This window comes from Burkholderia sp. Ac-20344 (genome assembly GCF_017104975.1).
Classification (GTDB): Bacteria; Pseudomonadota; Gammaproteobacteria; order Burkholderiales; family Burkholderiaceae; genus Burkholderia.
This window is the reverse complement of the sequence record NZ_JAAGPP010000105.1, coordinates 1-14,147: the sequence shown is the minus strand read 5'-3', so window position 1 is coordinate 14,147 and position 14,147 is coordinate 1. Positions and strand designations below refer to the sequence as shown.

General features: G+C 66.4%; 13 protein-coding genes. 3 read left to right on the top strand and 10 right to left on the bottom strand.

Features of this window, described 5'->3' with window-relative positions; all coding sequences use genetic code 11:
- Window positions 1-43 precede the first annotated feature (43 nt).
- Window positions 44-3,634, bottom strand: coding sequence for an indolepyruvate ferredoxin oxidoreductase family protein (locus G3N64_RS27255; RefSeq protein WP_205786680.1), 3,591 nt, complete (start codon window positions 3,632-3,634; stop codon window positions 44-46).
- A 330-nt stretch (window positions 3,635-3,964) separates the two neighbouring features.
- Between G3N64_RS27255 and G3N64_RS27250 the strand changes: the two genes are divergently transcribed.
- On the top strand, window positions 3,965-4,159 hold the full coding sequence (locus G3N64_RS27250) for a hypothetical protein (protein WP_089449731.1): 195 nt from the start codon (window positions 3,965-3,967) through the stop codon (window positions 4,157-4,159).
- Between the two features lie 133 nt (window positions 4,160-4,292).
- Here the strand turns inward: G3N64_RS27250 and hppD are convergent, their stop codons facing one another.
- A complete protein-coding gene (gene hppD / locus G3N64_RS27245; RefSeq protein WP_175006715.1) occupies window positions 4,293-5,390 on the bottom strand; it encodes a 4-hydroxyphenylpyruvate dioxygenase in 1,098 nt (365 codons plus the stop codon).
- 212 nt (window positions 5,391-5,602) lie between these two features.
- Between hppD and G3N64_RS27240 the strand changes: the two genes are divergently transcribed.
- Window positions 5,603-6,127, top strand: coding sequence for an Lrp/AsnC family transcriptional regulator (locus G3N64_RS27240; protein WP_205786679.1), 525 nt, complete (start codon window positions 5,603-5,605; stop codon window positions 6,125-6,127).
- A 70-nt stretch (window positions 6,128-6,197) separates the two neighbouring features.
- Here G3N64_RS27240 and G3N64_RS27235 read toward each other — a convergent pair whose 3' ends face one another.
- The 8 genes from G3N64_RS27235 to paaA all read right to left on the bottom strand — a co-directional run bounded on the left by G3N64_RS27235 (window position 6,198) and on the right by paaA (window position 12,480).
- Complete coding sequence (locus tag G3N64_RS27235; RefSeq protein ID WP_205786678.1) at window positions 6,198-6,845, bottom strand: GNAT family N-acetyltransferase; 648 nt, start codon at window positions 6,843-6,845, stop codon at window positions 6,198-6,200.
- A gap of 244 nt (window positions 6,846-7,089) precedes the next feature.
- Window positions 7,090-7,695, bottom strand: coding sequence for a TetR/AcrR family transcriptional regulator (locus tag G3N64_RS27230; RefSeq protein WP_027783292.1), 606 nt, complete (start codon window positions 7,693-7,695; stop codon window positions 7,090-7,092).
- A gap of 16 nt (window positions 7,696-7,711) precedes the next feature.
- Window positions 7,712-8,536 carry a DUF1835 domain-containing protein gene (locus G3N64_RS27225; RefSeq protein ID WP_205786677.1) on the bottom strand — a complete coding sequence of 275 codons (825 nt, stop codon included), beginning with the start codon at window positions 8,534-8,536 and terminating at the stop codon, window positions 7,712-7,714.
- 128 nt (window positions 8,537-8,664) lie between these two features.
- Entirely contained in the window at window positions 8,665-9,753 is a 1,089-nt protein-coding gene (gene paaE / locus G3N64_RS27220) for a 1,2-phenylacetyl-CoA epoxidase subunit PaaE (RefSeq protein WP_205786676.1), read from the bottom strand.
- A gap of 5 nt (window positions 9,754-9,758) precedes the next feature.
- A complete protein-coding gene (gene paaD / locus G3N64_RS27215; RefSeq protein WP_205786675.1) occupies window positions 9,759-10,322 on the bottom strand; it encodes a 1,2-phenylacetyl-CoA epoxidase subunit PaaD in 564 nt (187 codons plus the stop codon).
- A gap of 23 nt (window positions 10,323-10,345) precedes the next feature.
- Window positions 10,346-11,149: a 1,2-phenylacetyl-CoA epoxidase subunit PaaC gene (paaC, locus tag G3N64_RS27210; protein ID WP_205786674.1), complete on the bottom strand. Its 804-nt coding sequence runs from the start codon at window positions 11,147-11,149 to the stop codon at window positions 10,346-10,348.
- A gap of 10 nt (window positions 11,150-11,159) precedes the next feature.
- Window positions 11,160-11,444, bottom strand: coding sequence for a 1,2-phenylacetyl-CoA epoxidase subunit PaaB (paaB, locus tag G3N64_RS27205; protein WP_027788585.1), 285 nt, complete (start codon window positions 11,442-11,444; stop codon window positions 11,160-11,162).
- Between the two features lie 37 nt (window positions 11,445-11,481).
- Window positions 11,482-12,480 (bottom strand): 1,2-phenylacetyl-CoA epoxidase subunit PaaA, encoded by a 999-nt coding sequence (paaA, locus tag G3N64_RS27200; RefSeq protein ID WP_205786673.1) that lies wholly within the window; start codon window positions 12,478-12,480, stop codon window positions 11,482-11,484.
- A gap of 199 nt (window positions 12,481-12,679) precedes the next feature.
- On the opposite strand from paaA, the gene G3N64_RS27195 reads away from it, so the two are divergent.
- Window positions 12,680-13,951, top strand: a complete 1,272-nt coding sequence (locus tag G3N64_RS27195) for an SGNH/GDSL hydrolase family protein (RefSeq protein ID WP_205786672.1) — start codon at window positions 12,680-12,682, stop codon at window positions 13,949-13,951.
- Window positions 13,952-14,147: the final 196 nt, after the last annotated feature.

Below are 14,147 nucleotides of genomic sequence, written 5' to 3'. Positions count from 1 at the left end.
ACTCGCCGGCGGGCATCCGGCAGCGAATGCCCGCCGCGTGCCGTTACGCGACCTGCTGGTGCGACTGGCCGCCTGCCGGCGCCCGCCACTTGGCGAGCAGCGTGTTCCACTTCTGGCGTACCGCGCGCAGGTTGTTCTCCTTCACGTGGCCGTAGCCGCGAATGCCGTCCGGCAGCGCCGCGAGCTCGAGGGCGAGCGGGCGGTTGGCCGCGTTCAGCTTGGCGAGCACCTCGCCGATCAGCGCTTCGTACTCGCCGATCAGCGCACGCTCGGTGCGACGCTCCTCGGTGCGGCCGAACGGGTCGAGCCCCGTGCCGCGCAGAAACTTCGCCTTCGCGAGCAGCCGGAACGCCGACATCATCCACGGGCCGTACGCCTTCTTCACGAGATGGCCGTGTGCGTCCGTCTTCGCGAACAGCGGCGGCGCGAGGTGGAATTTCAGCTTCCAGTCGCCTTCGAACTGCGCGGACAGGCGCGCGAGGAACGCCGGATCGGACTGCAGCCGCGCGACCTCGTATTCGTCCTTGTACGCCATCAGCTTGAACAGGTTGCGCGCGACCGCTTCGGTCAGCTGCTCCTGCACCGTATCGCCGTCTGCCAGTGCGCGCTCGGCTGCGCGCACCGTGTCGACGAATGCCGCATAGCGTGCTGCGTACGCGGCATTCTGGTACGCGGTGAGGAATTCCACGCGCTTCGCGATCAGGGCGTCGACCGCCTTCTTCGTGTGCAGCGCGATCACCGTTGCACCTTGCGCGGCGCGCGTGTCGCCGGCCGCGGCCTGCTTCACGCTCGCCAGGTCGTACGCGGCGCGGCGGCCCCAGTCGAATGCCGCGCGGTTCTTCTCGACCGATACCGCATTCAGCTCGATCGCGCGGACGAGCGACGCGAGCGTGAGCGGCAGCCAGCCTTTCTGCCACGCGTAGCCGAGCACGAACGGGTTCGTGTAGATCGCGTCGCCGAGCAGCGCCACCGCGAAGCGGTTCGCGTCGATGAAATCGACGGCCTCGCCTGCCGCCGCGCGGATGTCGTTCTCGGCGGACAGGCCGGGGAACGCCCAGTTCGGGTTCTTGATGAACTCGGCGGTCGGCGTTTGCGCGCTGTTGACGACCACGCGCGTCGTGTCGTGCCGCATCCGCGACGTGCACTCGTCGCCGGCCGTGACGATCGCGTCGCAGCCGATCACGAGGTCGGCTTCGCCCATCGCGATCCGCGTTGCGTGGATGTCGGTCGGCGCGTGCGAGATCTGCACGTGGCTCATCACGGCGCCGCCCTTCTGCGCGAGGCCGGTGACGTCGAGCACGGTCACGCCCTTGTTTTCCAGGTGCGCGGCCATCCCGAGCAGCGCGCCGATCGTGACGACGCCCGTGCCGCCGACGCCCGTGACGAGCACGCCGTATGCGCGGTCGATGTCCGGCAGCGTCGGCTCAGGGATCGGCGGCAGTGCGTCGCCGTCGACCGACACGGCCTTCGGCTTCTTCAACTGGCCGCCCTCGACCGTGACGAAGCTCGGGCAGAAGCCCTTCACGCACGAGAAGTCCTTGTTGCAGCTCGACTGGTTGATCTGGCGCTTCGTGCCGAATTCGGTTTCCAGCGGCTCGACCGACAGGCAGTTCGACTGCACCGAGCAGTCGCCGCAGCCTTCGCACACCGCGTCGTTGATCACGACGCGCTTCGCCGGGTCCGGGTATGTACCGCGTTTGCGGCGGCGGCGCTTCTCGGTCGCGCAGGTCTGGTCGTAGATCAGGATCGTCGTGCCTTCGATCTCGCGCAGTTCGCGCTGCACGTCGTCGAGCTGGTCGCGATGATGGATCGTCACGCCCGGCGCGAGCAGCGCTTTCTGGCTGTCGTACTTCTCCGGCTCGTCGGTGACGATCACGATCTTCTTCGCGCCTTCGGACGCGAGCTGGTGCGTGATCTGCGGCACCGTCAGCACGCCGTCGACCGGCTGGCCGCCCGTCATCGCGACGGCGTCGTTGTACAGGATCTTGTAGGTGATGTTCGCCTTCGACGAGATCGCCGCGCGCACGGCCAGCAGGCCCGAGTGGAAATAGGTGCCGTCGCCGAGGTTCGCGAACACGTGCTTCTCGTCCGTGAACGGCGCCTGGCCGATCCACGGTACGCCTTCACCGCCCATCTGGCTGAAGGTGCTCGTGCTGCGGTCCATCCACACGGTCATGTAGTGGCAGCCGATGCCGGCGATCGCGCGCGAGCCTTCCGGCACGTTGGTCGACGTGTTGTGCGGGCAGCCCGAGCAGAACCACGGCTTGCGCTCGGTCTGCACGTGCGGCTTCGCGAGCGCCATTTCCTTCGCGTTGATCACGGCGAGCCGCGCGGCGATGCGCGCGCGCACGTCGGACGGCAGCTCGAACTTCTCGAGGCGCGTCGCGATCGCCTTCGCGATGATCGCGGGCGACAGCTCGTAGTGCGCGGGCAGCAGCCAGTTGCCCATCGGCACCGACCATTCGCCGCCGGCGCCGTCCTTCTCGTCGAACTTGCCGAACACGCGCGGCCGCTGGCCGTCGGGCCAGTTGTACAGCTCTTCCTTGATCGCGTATTCGAGGATCTGGCGCTTTTCCTCGACGACGAGGATTTCGTCGAGGCCGCGCGCGAACGCCTGCGCGCCCTGCGCTTCGAGCGGCCACACGCAGCCGACCTTGTAGAGCCGGATGCCGATCCGCGCGCAGGTTTCGTCGTCGAGGCCGAGGTCCGTCAGCGCCTGGCGCACGTCGAGGTAAGCCTTGCCGCCCGTCATGATCCCGAAGCGCGCGCTCGGCGAATCGATCTCGATCCGGTCGAGCTTGTTCGCGCGCACATAGGCGAGCGCCGCGTACCACTTGTAGTCGAGCAGCCGGGCTTCCTGCACGAGCGGCGGGTCGGGCCAGCGGATGTTCAGTCCGCCTTCCGGCAGGATGAAGTCGGTCGGCAGCACGATCTCGGTGCGATGCGGGTCGATGTCGACCGACGCCGACGATTCGACGACGTCCGTCACGCACTTGAGCGCGACCCACAGGCCCGAGTAGCGGCTCATGGCCCAGCCGTGCAGGCCGAAATCGAGATATTCCTGCACATTGGACGGGAACAGCACGGGCAGCCCGCAAGCCTTGAAGATGTGCTCGGACTGGTGCGCGAGCGTCGACGATTTCGCCGCGTGGTCGTCGCCGGCGAGCACCAGCACGCCGCCGTGCTGTGACGAGCCGGCCGAGTTCGCATGTTTGAATACGTCACCGGTGCGGTCGACGCCCGGGCCCTTGCCGTACCACATGCCGAACACGCCGTCGTGCTTCGCGCCGGGGTACAGGTTCACTTGCTGGGAGCCCCACACGGCGGTGGCAGCGAGATCTTCGTTGAGGCCGGGCTGGAAGACGATCTGGTGGGCGGCCAGGTGCTGCTTGGCCTTCCAGAGCGAGAGGTCGAGGCCGCCGAGCGGCGAACCGCGATAGCCGGAGATGAAGCCGGCCGTATTGAGACCGGCGGCGCGATCGCGTTCCTGCTGGAGCATCGGCAGGCGCACGAGGGCCTGGATGCCGCTCATGTACGCGCGACCGCGTTCCAGTGTGTATTTGTCATCAAGCGTGACGGACTTCAGCGCGGCTTCTAGCGACGCGCGTTGGCCTGCGTCTAGCGGGGCATTCATTAACAGTCTCCTCCACCCAGTTTGGGATCACCAAAACTCGACTGCTTCGGGCATCTTGTGGACGCGTCGGCAGTGGCCGGCATATTGGCCGGTTTTAAGCGATGGTAGCACTGGGGCAAACCCGCCGCCCATCGGTTGGCATGCGGGGAAATTGCGGCGGCGCATCAGAAAAACAGGGCGGAACCATGCGTTACATCATGTAAAAGCATGTAAAGCCGGGTTCATCTGCGGGTAAATGCCGTTAATCTTGTCGGCCTGCCGGAGGTGCCCGGCCGCGTTGGTTCGTTTCGACGCAATCGGAGAGGCGCCGGCAGTTTTACAGGAGGTGCAATGAACACACGTCATATCCAGAGTTTCCTGATCGTGTCCGCCGCGTTTTTCTCGATGACGGGCCCGGTGCACGCGCGAGGCGCGAGCGCACTGGCGGCAGCCGGCGCGCAGATGCAGCAGATCGTGCCGGCCCAGGACGCCGTCGCGCAGCCGTCGGCCGAGCGCGCCGTCGCATCGAAGGCGAACGCGCGTTGATCCGGTCGCGCGGCCAGTGGGCCGCGCCGGAATGCAAAAAGGGCGGGAATTCGAGGATTCCCGCCCTTTTTCTTTGTGCCGCACGGATCGTGCGGGCTGCCGGGTTGCCCCGGGCAGCGGCCCGCCGGATGCGTCAGGCCTTGTCCTGCACGACGCCGCGGCGGATCTGGTCGAGCTCGATCGATTCGAACAGCGCCTTGAAGTTGCCTTCGCCGAAGCCCTGGTTGCCCTTGCGCTGGATGATCTCGAAGAAGATCGGCCCGATCTGGTTCTCGGTGAAGATCTGCAGCAGCAGGTCGTCGCGCGCGCCGTCGATCAGGATCTTGCGCTTCTTCAGTTCTTCCAGCGATTCGCCGTGGTTCGGCACGCGGCGGTCGACCAGTTCGTAATACGTGTCGATCGTGTCGAGCAGCTTCACTTCCTTGCTGCGCAGGCCGTCGACCGCCTGGTAGATGTCGGTGGCGCCGAGCGCGATGTGCTGGATGCCTTCGCCGTGGTACGCGTCGAGGTATTCCTGGATCTGGCCGGCCGTGTCCGAGCCTTCCTCGTTGATCGGGATGCGGATCTTGCCGCACGGCGACGTCATCGCCTTCGACTTCACGCCCGTCACCTTGCCTTCGATATCGAAGTAGCGCACTTCGCGGAAGTTGAACAGGCGCTCGTAGAACTCGGCCCATTCCTGCATGCGGCCGCGGTGCACGTTGTGCGTCAGGTGGTCGATATAGGTGAGGCCGTGGCCGACCGGGTTCGGGTTCGCGCCGGCGATCGGCTCGAAGTCGACGTCGTAGATGCTGATGTCGCCGATCGCACCCGGCTGCGCGCCGTTCTTGCCGCGCCAGCGGTCGACGAAGTAGATCAGCGAATCGCCGATGCCCTTGATCGCCGGGATGTTCAGCTCCATCGGGCCCGTCTTGTTGTCGAAGCCCCACGCGCCGAGGTCGAGCGCGCGCTGGTACGCTTTCGCGGCGTCCTGCACGCGGAACGCGATCGCGCAGATCGACGGGCCGTGCAGGCGCGCGAAGCGTTGCGCGAACGAATCGGGTTCGGCGTTGATGATGAAGTTGATGTCGCCCTGGCGGTACACCGTCACATCTTTGTGCCGGTGGCGCGCGATCGCGGTGAAACCCATCCGTTCGAACAGTTGTCCGAGCGCTTTCGGGTCCGGTGCCGTGTATTCGATGAATTCGAAGCCGTCGGTGCCGACGGGGTTGTCCCAGTTCGGGATCTGCATGGCGTGTCTCCTGTGGGGGCGATCGGCCGGGGCGACGTGCGCAGGTCCGGCCTGGTTCGATGTCGAACGTGGCACACGCGGCGGCGTGCGCGACGAATCGGTACGTGCGACAGAGTGTAGCGGGCAGCCGCGAGCGTAAACTTGCGAACTTAATTGCCCGAACCTACGATGGCGCAATTTCCAGTCTCTAAATATTCATTGGAGGGCAGAAGATGGCGCAAGCCGAATTGGATGCCATCGACCGGCGGATTCTCGCGATTCTTCAGGAGAACGGGCGCCTGTCGAACCAGGAGATCGCCGAGCGCGTGAACCTGTCGCCGAGCCCGTGCCTGCGGCGGATCCGGCGGCTCGAGGAGATCGGCGTGATCACCGGCTATGTCGCGCTGCTGAATCCGCAGATGCTCGGGCTTGACCTGCTCGCGTACGTGAGCGTGCGGCTCGAGAAGCGCGGCGGCCTCGCGCCGGTGCGGGCCGACGAAACGTCGGCGCGTGCCGGCGCGACCCATGCGGAGCTGTTTCGCGCGGCCGTGCAGGCCTGGCCGGAAGTGGTTGCGTGCCACGCGATGACGGGGGACATGGATTACCTGCTGCGCGTGCAGGTCGAGGACATGGCGCATTTTTCCCGCTTCGTGCAGGAGCATCTGCTGCATCACCCGTCGGTGATCGACGTGAAGACGAGCTTTTCGCTCGAATGCTTCAAGGAGACGACGGCGTTGCCGATTCGTTCGGTGCGCTAGTGCGCGGCGGGGAAGGGAAGAGGGGCCGGGCACGCCGCAGGCGCGGCCCGGCTGGCCGACAAGGTTGACGTCAGGCCGTCAGTGCGACAGGCATCAGCGATTCGATGAACTTCGTGGTGCGGCGCGCCTGGCGCTTCATCGCGTAGTCGAACACCGCGGCCTGTTCCTGCAGCATCTCGGCGATGATCGTCGAGTGGTCTGCCGGCGGCAGCGACAGGTACGCATCGGCTTCGCCGTATGCGTATTCGATCCGCATCCCGGATTTCTTCGCGATGTGCATCATCGTCGCGTTACGCGACAGGCAATGCATGTACAGCATCGTCACATGCGTGTTGCGGCTGCGGATCGCCGCGCGCTCGAACAGCTTCGAGCCGACGCCGCGGCCGCGTGCGCTTTCGAGCACCGACACGCCGAATTCGGCCGTGCGCTTGTCGCCCTCGGCCGGCAGGTAGGCCAGGTGGCCGACGCCAATCAGTTCGAGGTCGTGGTCGAACACGCCGAACACTGTGTCGCGACCGAAGTCGATCGTGCGGACATAGTTCTCGATCACGTGGTCGGGCACCATCTGGCCGAAGCGCAGCAGGCGATCCTCTTCGTCGAGCGAGAGAAAGTGGGTGAGCATCTGCTCACGGTCTTTGGAAGCCAGTTCCCTGACGAGAACCGGCGCACTACCGGCGTTGCCGACGACATCGGCGGTGCCGTTGAATTGCGTGTTCATCGTGGGTTCCTCAGTGTGTGACCGTACGGCGGGTTGTGCAATGCAACAGCATTTTACCCGACCGCCGGCCCCTGGATTGGGGAAAACCCGTATTTGACGATGTTTAAGCTGGAGGATGAATTCTAAATCTGCTTAGTTAATTTACTATCTATTTGATTTTAAACAGATTTAAAATTCATCATATGAAATGAGCGGCGGGCGGTCGCAGTGTGCCCGTCGTGCAACGCTTGCTGCTGCGCATCAATCAGGCGGCCGTCGACAGCCCGCGCTCGATCAGGTCGATCACCTGCTCGGCGAAGTCGCGGTAGCCGAGGCGGCCGCCGGGCTTCAGCCACGTGAACGTCCAGTTGATCATCCCGAACACCATCATCGTCACGGAGGTCTGGTTTTCCTTCGAGATGCGGTCCGGGTACGCGCGTGCGAGCTGCCGCGTGAACGCCGCGACGATGTCGCGCTGGCGGTCGAGCACGATTTCGCGCTGCGCGTCCTCGAGATACTTCACGTCGTTGAGCAGCGCGACGTGGCGGCTGTGCGACGTCTCGTACTCGGAGAGGAATGCGCGCACGAGCTCGGCGAACGCGTCGCGCTCGCTGAGGCCGCGCCGCTGGCTGGCCCCTTCGACCTCGGCGATGATCAGCATCAGCCGTTTCGTGTAGCGGTCCAGCAGGTCGAACAGGATCGCTTCCTTGCTCTCGTAATAATGATAGAGGCGCGCCTTCGACGTGCCGCTCGCGGTCGCGAGATCGGACATCGACGTGCTCGGGTAGCTCGTCTGCGCGAATTTCTCGGCGGCCAGATCGAGGATCTGCTCGCGCTGGGATTCGTGGTCGGGCGCTCGGGTACGGGCCATGGTCGAATGCGGAAGATTAGCGGTGCGTCATGGCCACGCGGGCTGCGCGCACCTGCGTGGAAGAGAGGGCGTCGGGTGCGTCGTCCTGCAGGTCGAGCCGGCCGGCCGCCGCGAGCTCGCGGCAGCGCCACCAGGCGATCGAGTCGCTGACGAACAGCCCGCCGCGGTCGGCGTCGGCCATGATGCTGCCGACGAGGCGCCGCGCGGGCAGCCAGTCGGTTTCCGCGCGTGCGACGATCAGCGCGTCGAGGTCCTCGTAGCGGCCGCTCTTGATCGTGTTGCTGACCCAGTAGCGCAGCTCGGCGTTCAGGTGCTTCGCCTCCTGCCATTCGAGCGCGAGGCGGCCGATGCGCAGCACCGAAATCGGCGCGGCCACCGGGCGCTTGCGCGCCAGTTCGGCAGGCGAGAACATGCCGGTCGCGCACGCCTGGTCAGCGCGCGACAGCGACGCGCGCTGCGCCGAGTCGAGGTCGGCGGCCGACAGCCGCACTTCGTTCAGGCGCTGCGGGACGTTGCGCAGGTGATAGGCGACGCGGCGCAGCAGCAGCTTGTCGCCGACGCTCGGCGCATGCCACACGACCACCTGGCCCGTATCCGTCGCGAGCTGGTCGAGGCGCGCGAACTCGCCTTCGATCTCCGCGTTCCAGTCGGGAATCCGGTCGCCGAGCACGTGTTGCCAGAAGGCGGCGCGCGTGTCGGGCGTCTCGTCGGCGCCCTTGAGCGGCCCGACGCCGAGATCGTCGAGCAATCCGACGACGCGCTCGTCGCGTCCGGCTTGCGCGAGTGCCTCGCGCAGCGACGCGGCGGCGGTGCCGCCCTGAATCACATGAATGGTACTCATCGGCCTGTCGTCAACAAAAGAAAGCCGCCGGCCGGGCGGACGTTGCGATGTCCAGCCGGCCGGCGGCCCCTAGTGTAAGCGAGATGTGTGACGGCGAGAAACCGTCCGGCGCAGCGACGCGACGTCGGTCAACGCTCGTCGTAGCTCACGACGACCTTGTCGCTGATCGGGTGGCACTGGCACGTGAGGACGAAGCCGTCCTTCACTTCATGCTCTTCGAGGGTGTAGTTCTTCTCCATCCGTACTTCGCCCTCGAGCACCTTCGCGCGGCATGTGCAGCACACGCCGCCCTTGCACGCGTACGGCAGCGCGAGGCCCGCGCGCAGGCCGACATCGAGCAGGCTCACGCCTTCGTACGGCAGTCGCAGCTTGCGCTTCTTGCCGTCGAGCACGATTTCCAGGTCGGCAGCCGGCGTCTGGTCGGTGATTTCGACGACCGGCGCGCCGGCCTGCGGCAGCGGCGTGCCGAAGCGCTCGACGTGCACCTTCGCCTGCGGCACGCCGGCCGCCTTCAGCGCGGCCTCGGCCGCATCCATCATCGGCGCGGGGCCGCAAATGAATGCCTCGTCGATCGCGTCGGCCGGTGTCAGCGTGGCGAGGAATTCCGCGCATTTCGCCTGGTCGAGCACGCCGTTGAACAGCTCGACGTCCTGCTGGTCGTCAGACAGCACGTGATAGAGGACGAAGCGGTTCATGTAGCGGTTCTTCAGATCCTCGAGCTCCTCGGCGAACATGATCGCGTCGACGCTGCGATTGCCGTAGATCAGCGTGAACGTGCTGCGCGGCTCCAGTTCGAGCGTCGTCTTCACGATGGCGAGTACCGGTGTGATCCCCGAGCCGCCGGAAAACGCCACGTACTGCTTGCCGTGGTCGGCGTTCAGGTGCGTGAAGAAACGACCGTCCGGCGTCATCACGTCGATCGTGTGGCCCGGCTTCAACGTATCGAACGCGAAGTTCGAGAAGCGGCCGCCGCGCACGCGCTTGATGCCGATGCGCAGTTCGCCGTCTCGGTCATAGTCCGTCGTGCCGACGCAGATCGAATACGAGCGGCGGGTTTCCTCGCCGTCGATGTGGGTCTTCAGCGTGACGAACTGGCCCTGCGTGAAGCGGTACGCATCGCGCAGCTCGGGCGGCACGTCGAAGGAGACGGTCACGGCGTCGGCGGTCTCGGGCCGCACGTCGCGGATACGCAGCGGATGAAATTGCGGGGTCGCCATATCGATTAATAAGGTTTGAAGTAGTCGAAGGGTTCGCGGCAGTCGACGCAGCGATACAGCGCCTTGCAGGCCGTGGACGCGAATTGCGCGAGACGCTCGGTGCGGGCGGAGCCGCAGCGCGGGCACGCGGGCGCCGCGACCGGTCGCGGCACGAAGCGCACGACGTTTTCCCGCGGCGCGGTGCTGCCGCACTGGCCGGCTGGCGGCGCGATACCGTACGCGCGCAGCTTGTCGCGGGCTTCCTGCGTGATCCAGTCGGTCGTCCACGCGGGCGCGAGCACCGTCTCGATCCGGTGCGGCGGGAGGTCGGCGGCCTGCATGGCGGCGGCGATGTCCTCCGCGATCTGCGACATGGCAGGGCAGCCCGAGTAGGTCGGCGTGATCACGACTTCGAGCTGGCCGTCGTCCGCGCGGCGGACGTCGCGCAGGATGCCGAGCTCGCGGATCGACACGACCGGGATCTCGGGGTCGGGCACGGCTTCGAGCACGTCCCATGCACGGGCGAGCAAGGGATCGTCGCGGTGCGCGGCAGGCACGGCGTTGGCGGGGGCGGCGGTCTGGTCGGACATCGTCGGGCTCCGTGGCGTCGGGGTTACCAGGTCGCGCCGGGGTGCTGGCGTGCGAGGCTTTGCAGTTCCGCGAGCAGGTAGCCCATGTGTTCCGAGTGCTCGCCCTGCTTGCCGGTCGTCACATGCTGCACGGGGGCCGGCAGCGTGAGCGTCGCCTCCGCGAGCGCGTCGTCCACGTCCGCGCGCCATGCTGCTTCGAGCGAGGCCGGTGCGGGGGCGATGCCCTCGGCGGCGACCGCGTCGTCGATTGCATCGGCGGCGAAGAATTCGCGCGTGTACGGCGTCAGGTAGTCGAGCGCGTCTTGAGCACGACGGTGCGATTCGTCGGTGCCGTCACCGAGGCGAACGAGCCACTCGCGTGCATGCTGCACGTGATAGCGGGTTTCCTTCACCGATTTCGCGGCGATCGCCGCGAGCTGCGTGTCGGTCGACGTTTCGAGCGCGGTCCACACGTGCAGCATCAGCGCCGAGTACAGGAAGTTGCGCACGATCGTCACCGCGTAGTCCTTGTCGGCGTGCGCGGTGCCGGCGACCGGGCCGTAGTGCGGCAGCTCGGCGAGCGTGAAGTTCGCGAACTCGCGCTCGGTGCGGAAGTACGCATAGTCGTCCTCGGTCTTCGTCGCGCCGGTGAGCTGGCGCTCGAGTTCGGCCGCGTGCGTATACAGCATGCGCGCCTGGCCGATGAGGTCGAGGCTCATGTTGGTGAGTGCGATGTCTTCCTCGAGGATCGGGCCATGGCCGCACCATTCGGCGTTGCGCTGACCGAGGATCAGCGTGTTGTCCGCGAGGCGCAGCACGTAGGAGAGGTGTTCGGGCGTGATCGTCATGGCGCGGGCGTTACATGTGGTTGACTTCGTCGGGCAGCGTGTAGAACGTCGGGTGACGGTAGATCTTGTCGCCCGCCGGTTCGAACAGCTCGGCCTTCTCGCTCGGATCCGACGCTGTGATCGCCGACGATGGCACCACCCAGATGCTCACGCCTTCCTGGCGGCGCGTGTAGACGTCGCGCGCCATGCGCAGCGCCATCGATGCGTCGGCGGCGTGCAGGCTGCCGCAATGCTTGTGGTCGAGCCCCTGCTTGCTGCGCACGAACACTTCCCAGATCGGCCATTCCTTGTTCATCACTTTCTCCTGAATCCTGAATTCGATGGTGTGCCGCTCAGGCGGCGTGCTGTTTGGCGCGCGCGCGGCGCTTGGCTTCATGGGCGAGCGCGGCTTCGCGTACCCATGCGCCGTCCTCGTGCGCTTTCACGCGCGTCGCGAGGCGTTCCTTGTTGCACGGGCCGTCGCCGTTGACCACGCGCCAGAATTCGTCCCAGTCGATCGTGCCGTAGTCGTGATGGCCGCGCGCGTCGTTCCACTTCAGGTCGGGATCGGGCAGCGTCACGCCGAGCACCTTCGCCTGGTCGACCGTCGCGTCGACGAATTTCTGCCGCAGGTCGTCGTTCGTGATCCGCTTGATGCCCCACTTTGCAGACTGGTTGCTGTGGACCGAATCGGCGTCGCTCGGGCCGAACATCATCAGCACCGGCCACCACCAGCGGTTCACGGCCTGCTGGACCATCGCGCGTTGCGCGTCGCTGCCCTTCATCATCGACAGCAGTGCATCGAAGCCCTGGCGCTGGTGGAACGATTCTTCCTTGCACACGCGGATCATCGCGCGCGCGTACGGACCGTACGTGCAGCGGCACAGCGGGATCTGGTTCATGATCGCGGCGCCGTCGACGAGCCAGCCGATCACGCCGACGTCGGCCCAGGTCGGCGTCGGGTAGTTGAAGATGCTCGAGTATTTCGCCTTGCCGGCATGCAGCGCGTCGATCAGCGAATCACGCGACACGCCGAGCGTTTCGGCCGCGCTATAAAGATAGAGGCCGTGGCCGGCTTCGTCCTGGACCTTCGCGAGCAGGATCGCCTTGCGCTTCAGGCTCGGCGCGCGCGAGATCCAGTTGCCTTCGGGCAGCATGCCGACGACTTCCGAGTGCGCGTGCTGCGAGATCTGGCGAACCAGCGTCTTGCGATAGGCGTCGGGCATCCAGTCTTGCGGTTCGATCTTGCCGTCGGCGGCCATGACCGCATCGAACCGCGCCTGCTCGGGCGACTCGGCTGCGGCGTCGAGCGGCGCGACGTTGCCGGGGATGTCGAGGGATTGCGTGTACATGGCGAGACTCTCGTCCGGTTGAATGTGTGCGAAGTATAAACCAACCGACCGGTCGGTTAATAAATTTCTTGAGGATTTGCGGCGAGACTCGGGTAAACGAGGGACGTCGGGGCGCGATCGGGTGGCGTGATGGTGGTCCGGCGCGTGGGGTTCGCGTCTTCTGCGGCACAATGCCCGCTTTCCGACGAGGATTTTGCCGATGTCATTCCGAAGCAGTATCGCCGCGGCCGTGCTGGGTGCGGCCCTCTTTGCCTCGCCGCTCGTGGCGTCGGCCTCGGCCGCGCCGGCCGGATGGGTCGCCGCGTGGGCGACCGCGCTACAGCCGATTCCGGACCTTGCCGCACCGCCGCCGCTTTATCGTGCGCCCGACGTGGCCGGGCGTGCCGTGCGCCAGATCGTCTACCCGACGGTGTCGGGGCGTGCTGCACGGATCCGGCTCAGCAATGCATACGGTCGTGCGCCGCTGGTTGTGGAGGCGGCAAGCCTCGCGCGCGCCGGCGAGGGGGCGGCGCTCTCCGGTGGCGCGGCGGTGCCGGTCCGGTTCGGCGGCAAGGCGTCGGTGACGCTTGCGCCGGGCCAGGAACTCGAAAGCGATCCGGTGGAGATCGACGTGGCGGCAGGGCGGCCGTATGCGATCAGCCTCCAGATGGGGGCGGGCCAGCGGATGACGGTCTGGCACCGCGTGTCGAACCAGTTCAATTATGTGTCTGTACCGGGCGATCACGTGAGTGATCCGGGCGCTGCCGCGTTCCGCACCCGCTTTACTCAATATGCGTGGGTGAACGAGCTCGCGGTCGAGGCCGGTTCCGCGCGTGCCAGCGTAGCCGCGATCGGTGATTCGATCACCGACGGGCTGCGCTCGAGCGTGAACCGGAACCGCCGCTGGCCGGACGCGCTCGCGCGTCGGCTGACCGCCTCCGGCGTGGAGTCGATTGGCGTCGCGAATCTTGGTATCAGCGGGAACCGGTTGCTCAGCGATTCGGTGTGTTACGGCACGTCGCTGGCGTCGCGGTTCGAACGCGATGCGCTGTCGCGCGCGGCGGTGAAGGCGGCGATCGTTCTGATCGGGATCAACGACATCAACTTTGCGGCGATGCCGCCGCGCGCGGGGCTCGATTGCGATCACCCGCATACGCAGGTCACGGCCGCATCGCTGATCGACGGCTATCGCCGGCTGATCGACGCGGCACACCGTCAGGGCGTGAAGGTTTTCGGCGCGACGCTGACGCCGGCCGGGTTGCCGGCGGAGCGCGAGGCGATCCGGCTCGAGGTGAACCGGTGGATCCGGAGCGGTAGCGGGTTCGACGGCGTGGTCGACTTCGATGCGGTGCTGCGCGATCCGGTGCGCCCGAGCGTGCTGCAGCGTCGATACGATAGCGGCGACGGCATTCATCCGAGCGACGCCGGCTACACGGCGATGGCCGACGCGGTGCCGGTCGAGCAACTGCAGGCTGCAGTGGGCGGCAAGTGACGCGCCTCTATATATAGATATAGAGGAAAGTCTTGCCGGCGAAGTGGAGGTCGGCGGCGTTACGCGGCCCCGCCGAGCCCCAAGCCCCCGTGCGCGGCAGCGCACGGGGGCTTTTTCAAAATATTTTCACCAAGGGGCTTGCGCGGATGGGGGCGGATGCTTAGAATCACGCCTCTTTCGCGCTAACGGAAACGCG

Coding starts and splice junctions, on each gene's coding strand:
- G3N64_RS27255 (WP_205786680.1), bottom strand. CDS start 3,634: ATGAATGCCCCGCTAGACGCAGGCCAACGCGCGTCGCTAGAAGCCGCG.
- G3N64_RS27250 (WP_089449731.1), top strand. CDS start 3,965: ATGAACACACGTCATATCCAGAGTTTCCTGATCGTGTCCGCCGCGTTT.
- hppD (WP_175006715.1), bottom strand. CDS start 5,390: ATGCAGATCCCGAACTGGGACAACCCCGTCGGCACCGACGGCTTCGAA.
- G3N64_RS27240 (WP_205786679.1), top strand. CDS start 5,603: ATGGCGCAAGCCGAATTGGATGCCATCGACCGGCGGATTCTCGCGATT.
- G3N64_RS27235 (WP_205786678.1), bottom strand. CDS start 6,845: ATGAACACGCAATTCAACGGCACCGCCGATGTCGTCGGCAACGCCGGT.
- G3N64_RS27230 (WP_027783292.1), bottom strand. CDS start 7,695: ATGGCCCGTACCCGAGCGCCCGACCACGAATCCCAGCGCGAGCAGATC.
- G3N64_RS27225 (WP_205786677.1), bottom strand. CDS start 8,536: ATGAGTACCATTCATGTGATTCAGGGCGGCACCGCCGCCGCGTCGCTG.
- paaE (WP_205786676.1), bottom strand. CDS start 9,753: ATGGCGACCCCGCAATTTCATCCGCTGCGTATCCGCGACGTGCGGCCC.
- paaD (WP_205786675.1), bottom strand. CDS start 10,322: ATGTCCGACCAGACCGCCGCCCCCGCCAACGCCGTGCCTGCCGCGCAC.
- paaC (WP_205786674.1), bottom strand. CDS start 11,149: ATGACGATCACGCCCGAACACCTCTCCTACGTGCTGCGCCTCGCGGAC.
- paaB (WP_027788585.1), bottom strand. CDS start 11,444: ATGAACAAGGAATGGCCGATCTGGGAAGTGTTCGTGCGCAGCAAGCAG.
- paaA (WP_205786673.1), bottom strand. CDS start 12,480: ATGTACACGCAATCCCTCGACATCCCCGGCAACGTCGCGCCGCTCGAC.
- G3N64_RS27195 (WP_205786672.1), top strand. CDS start 12,680: ATGTCATTCCGAAGCAGTATCGCCGCGGCCGTGCTGGGTGCGGCCCTC.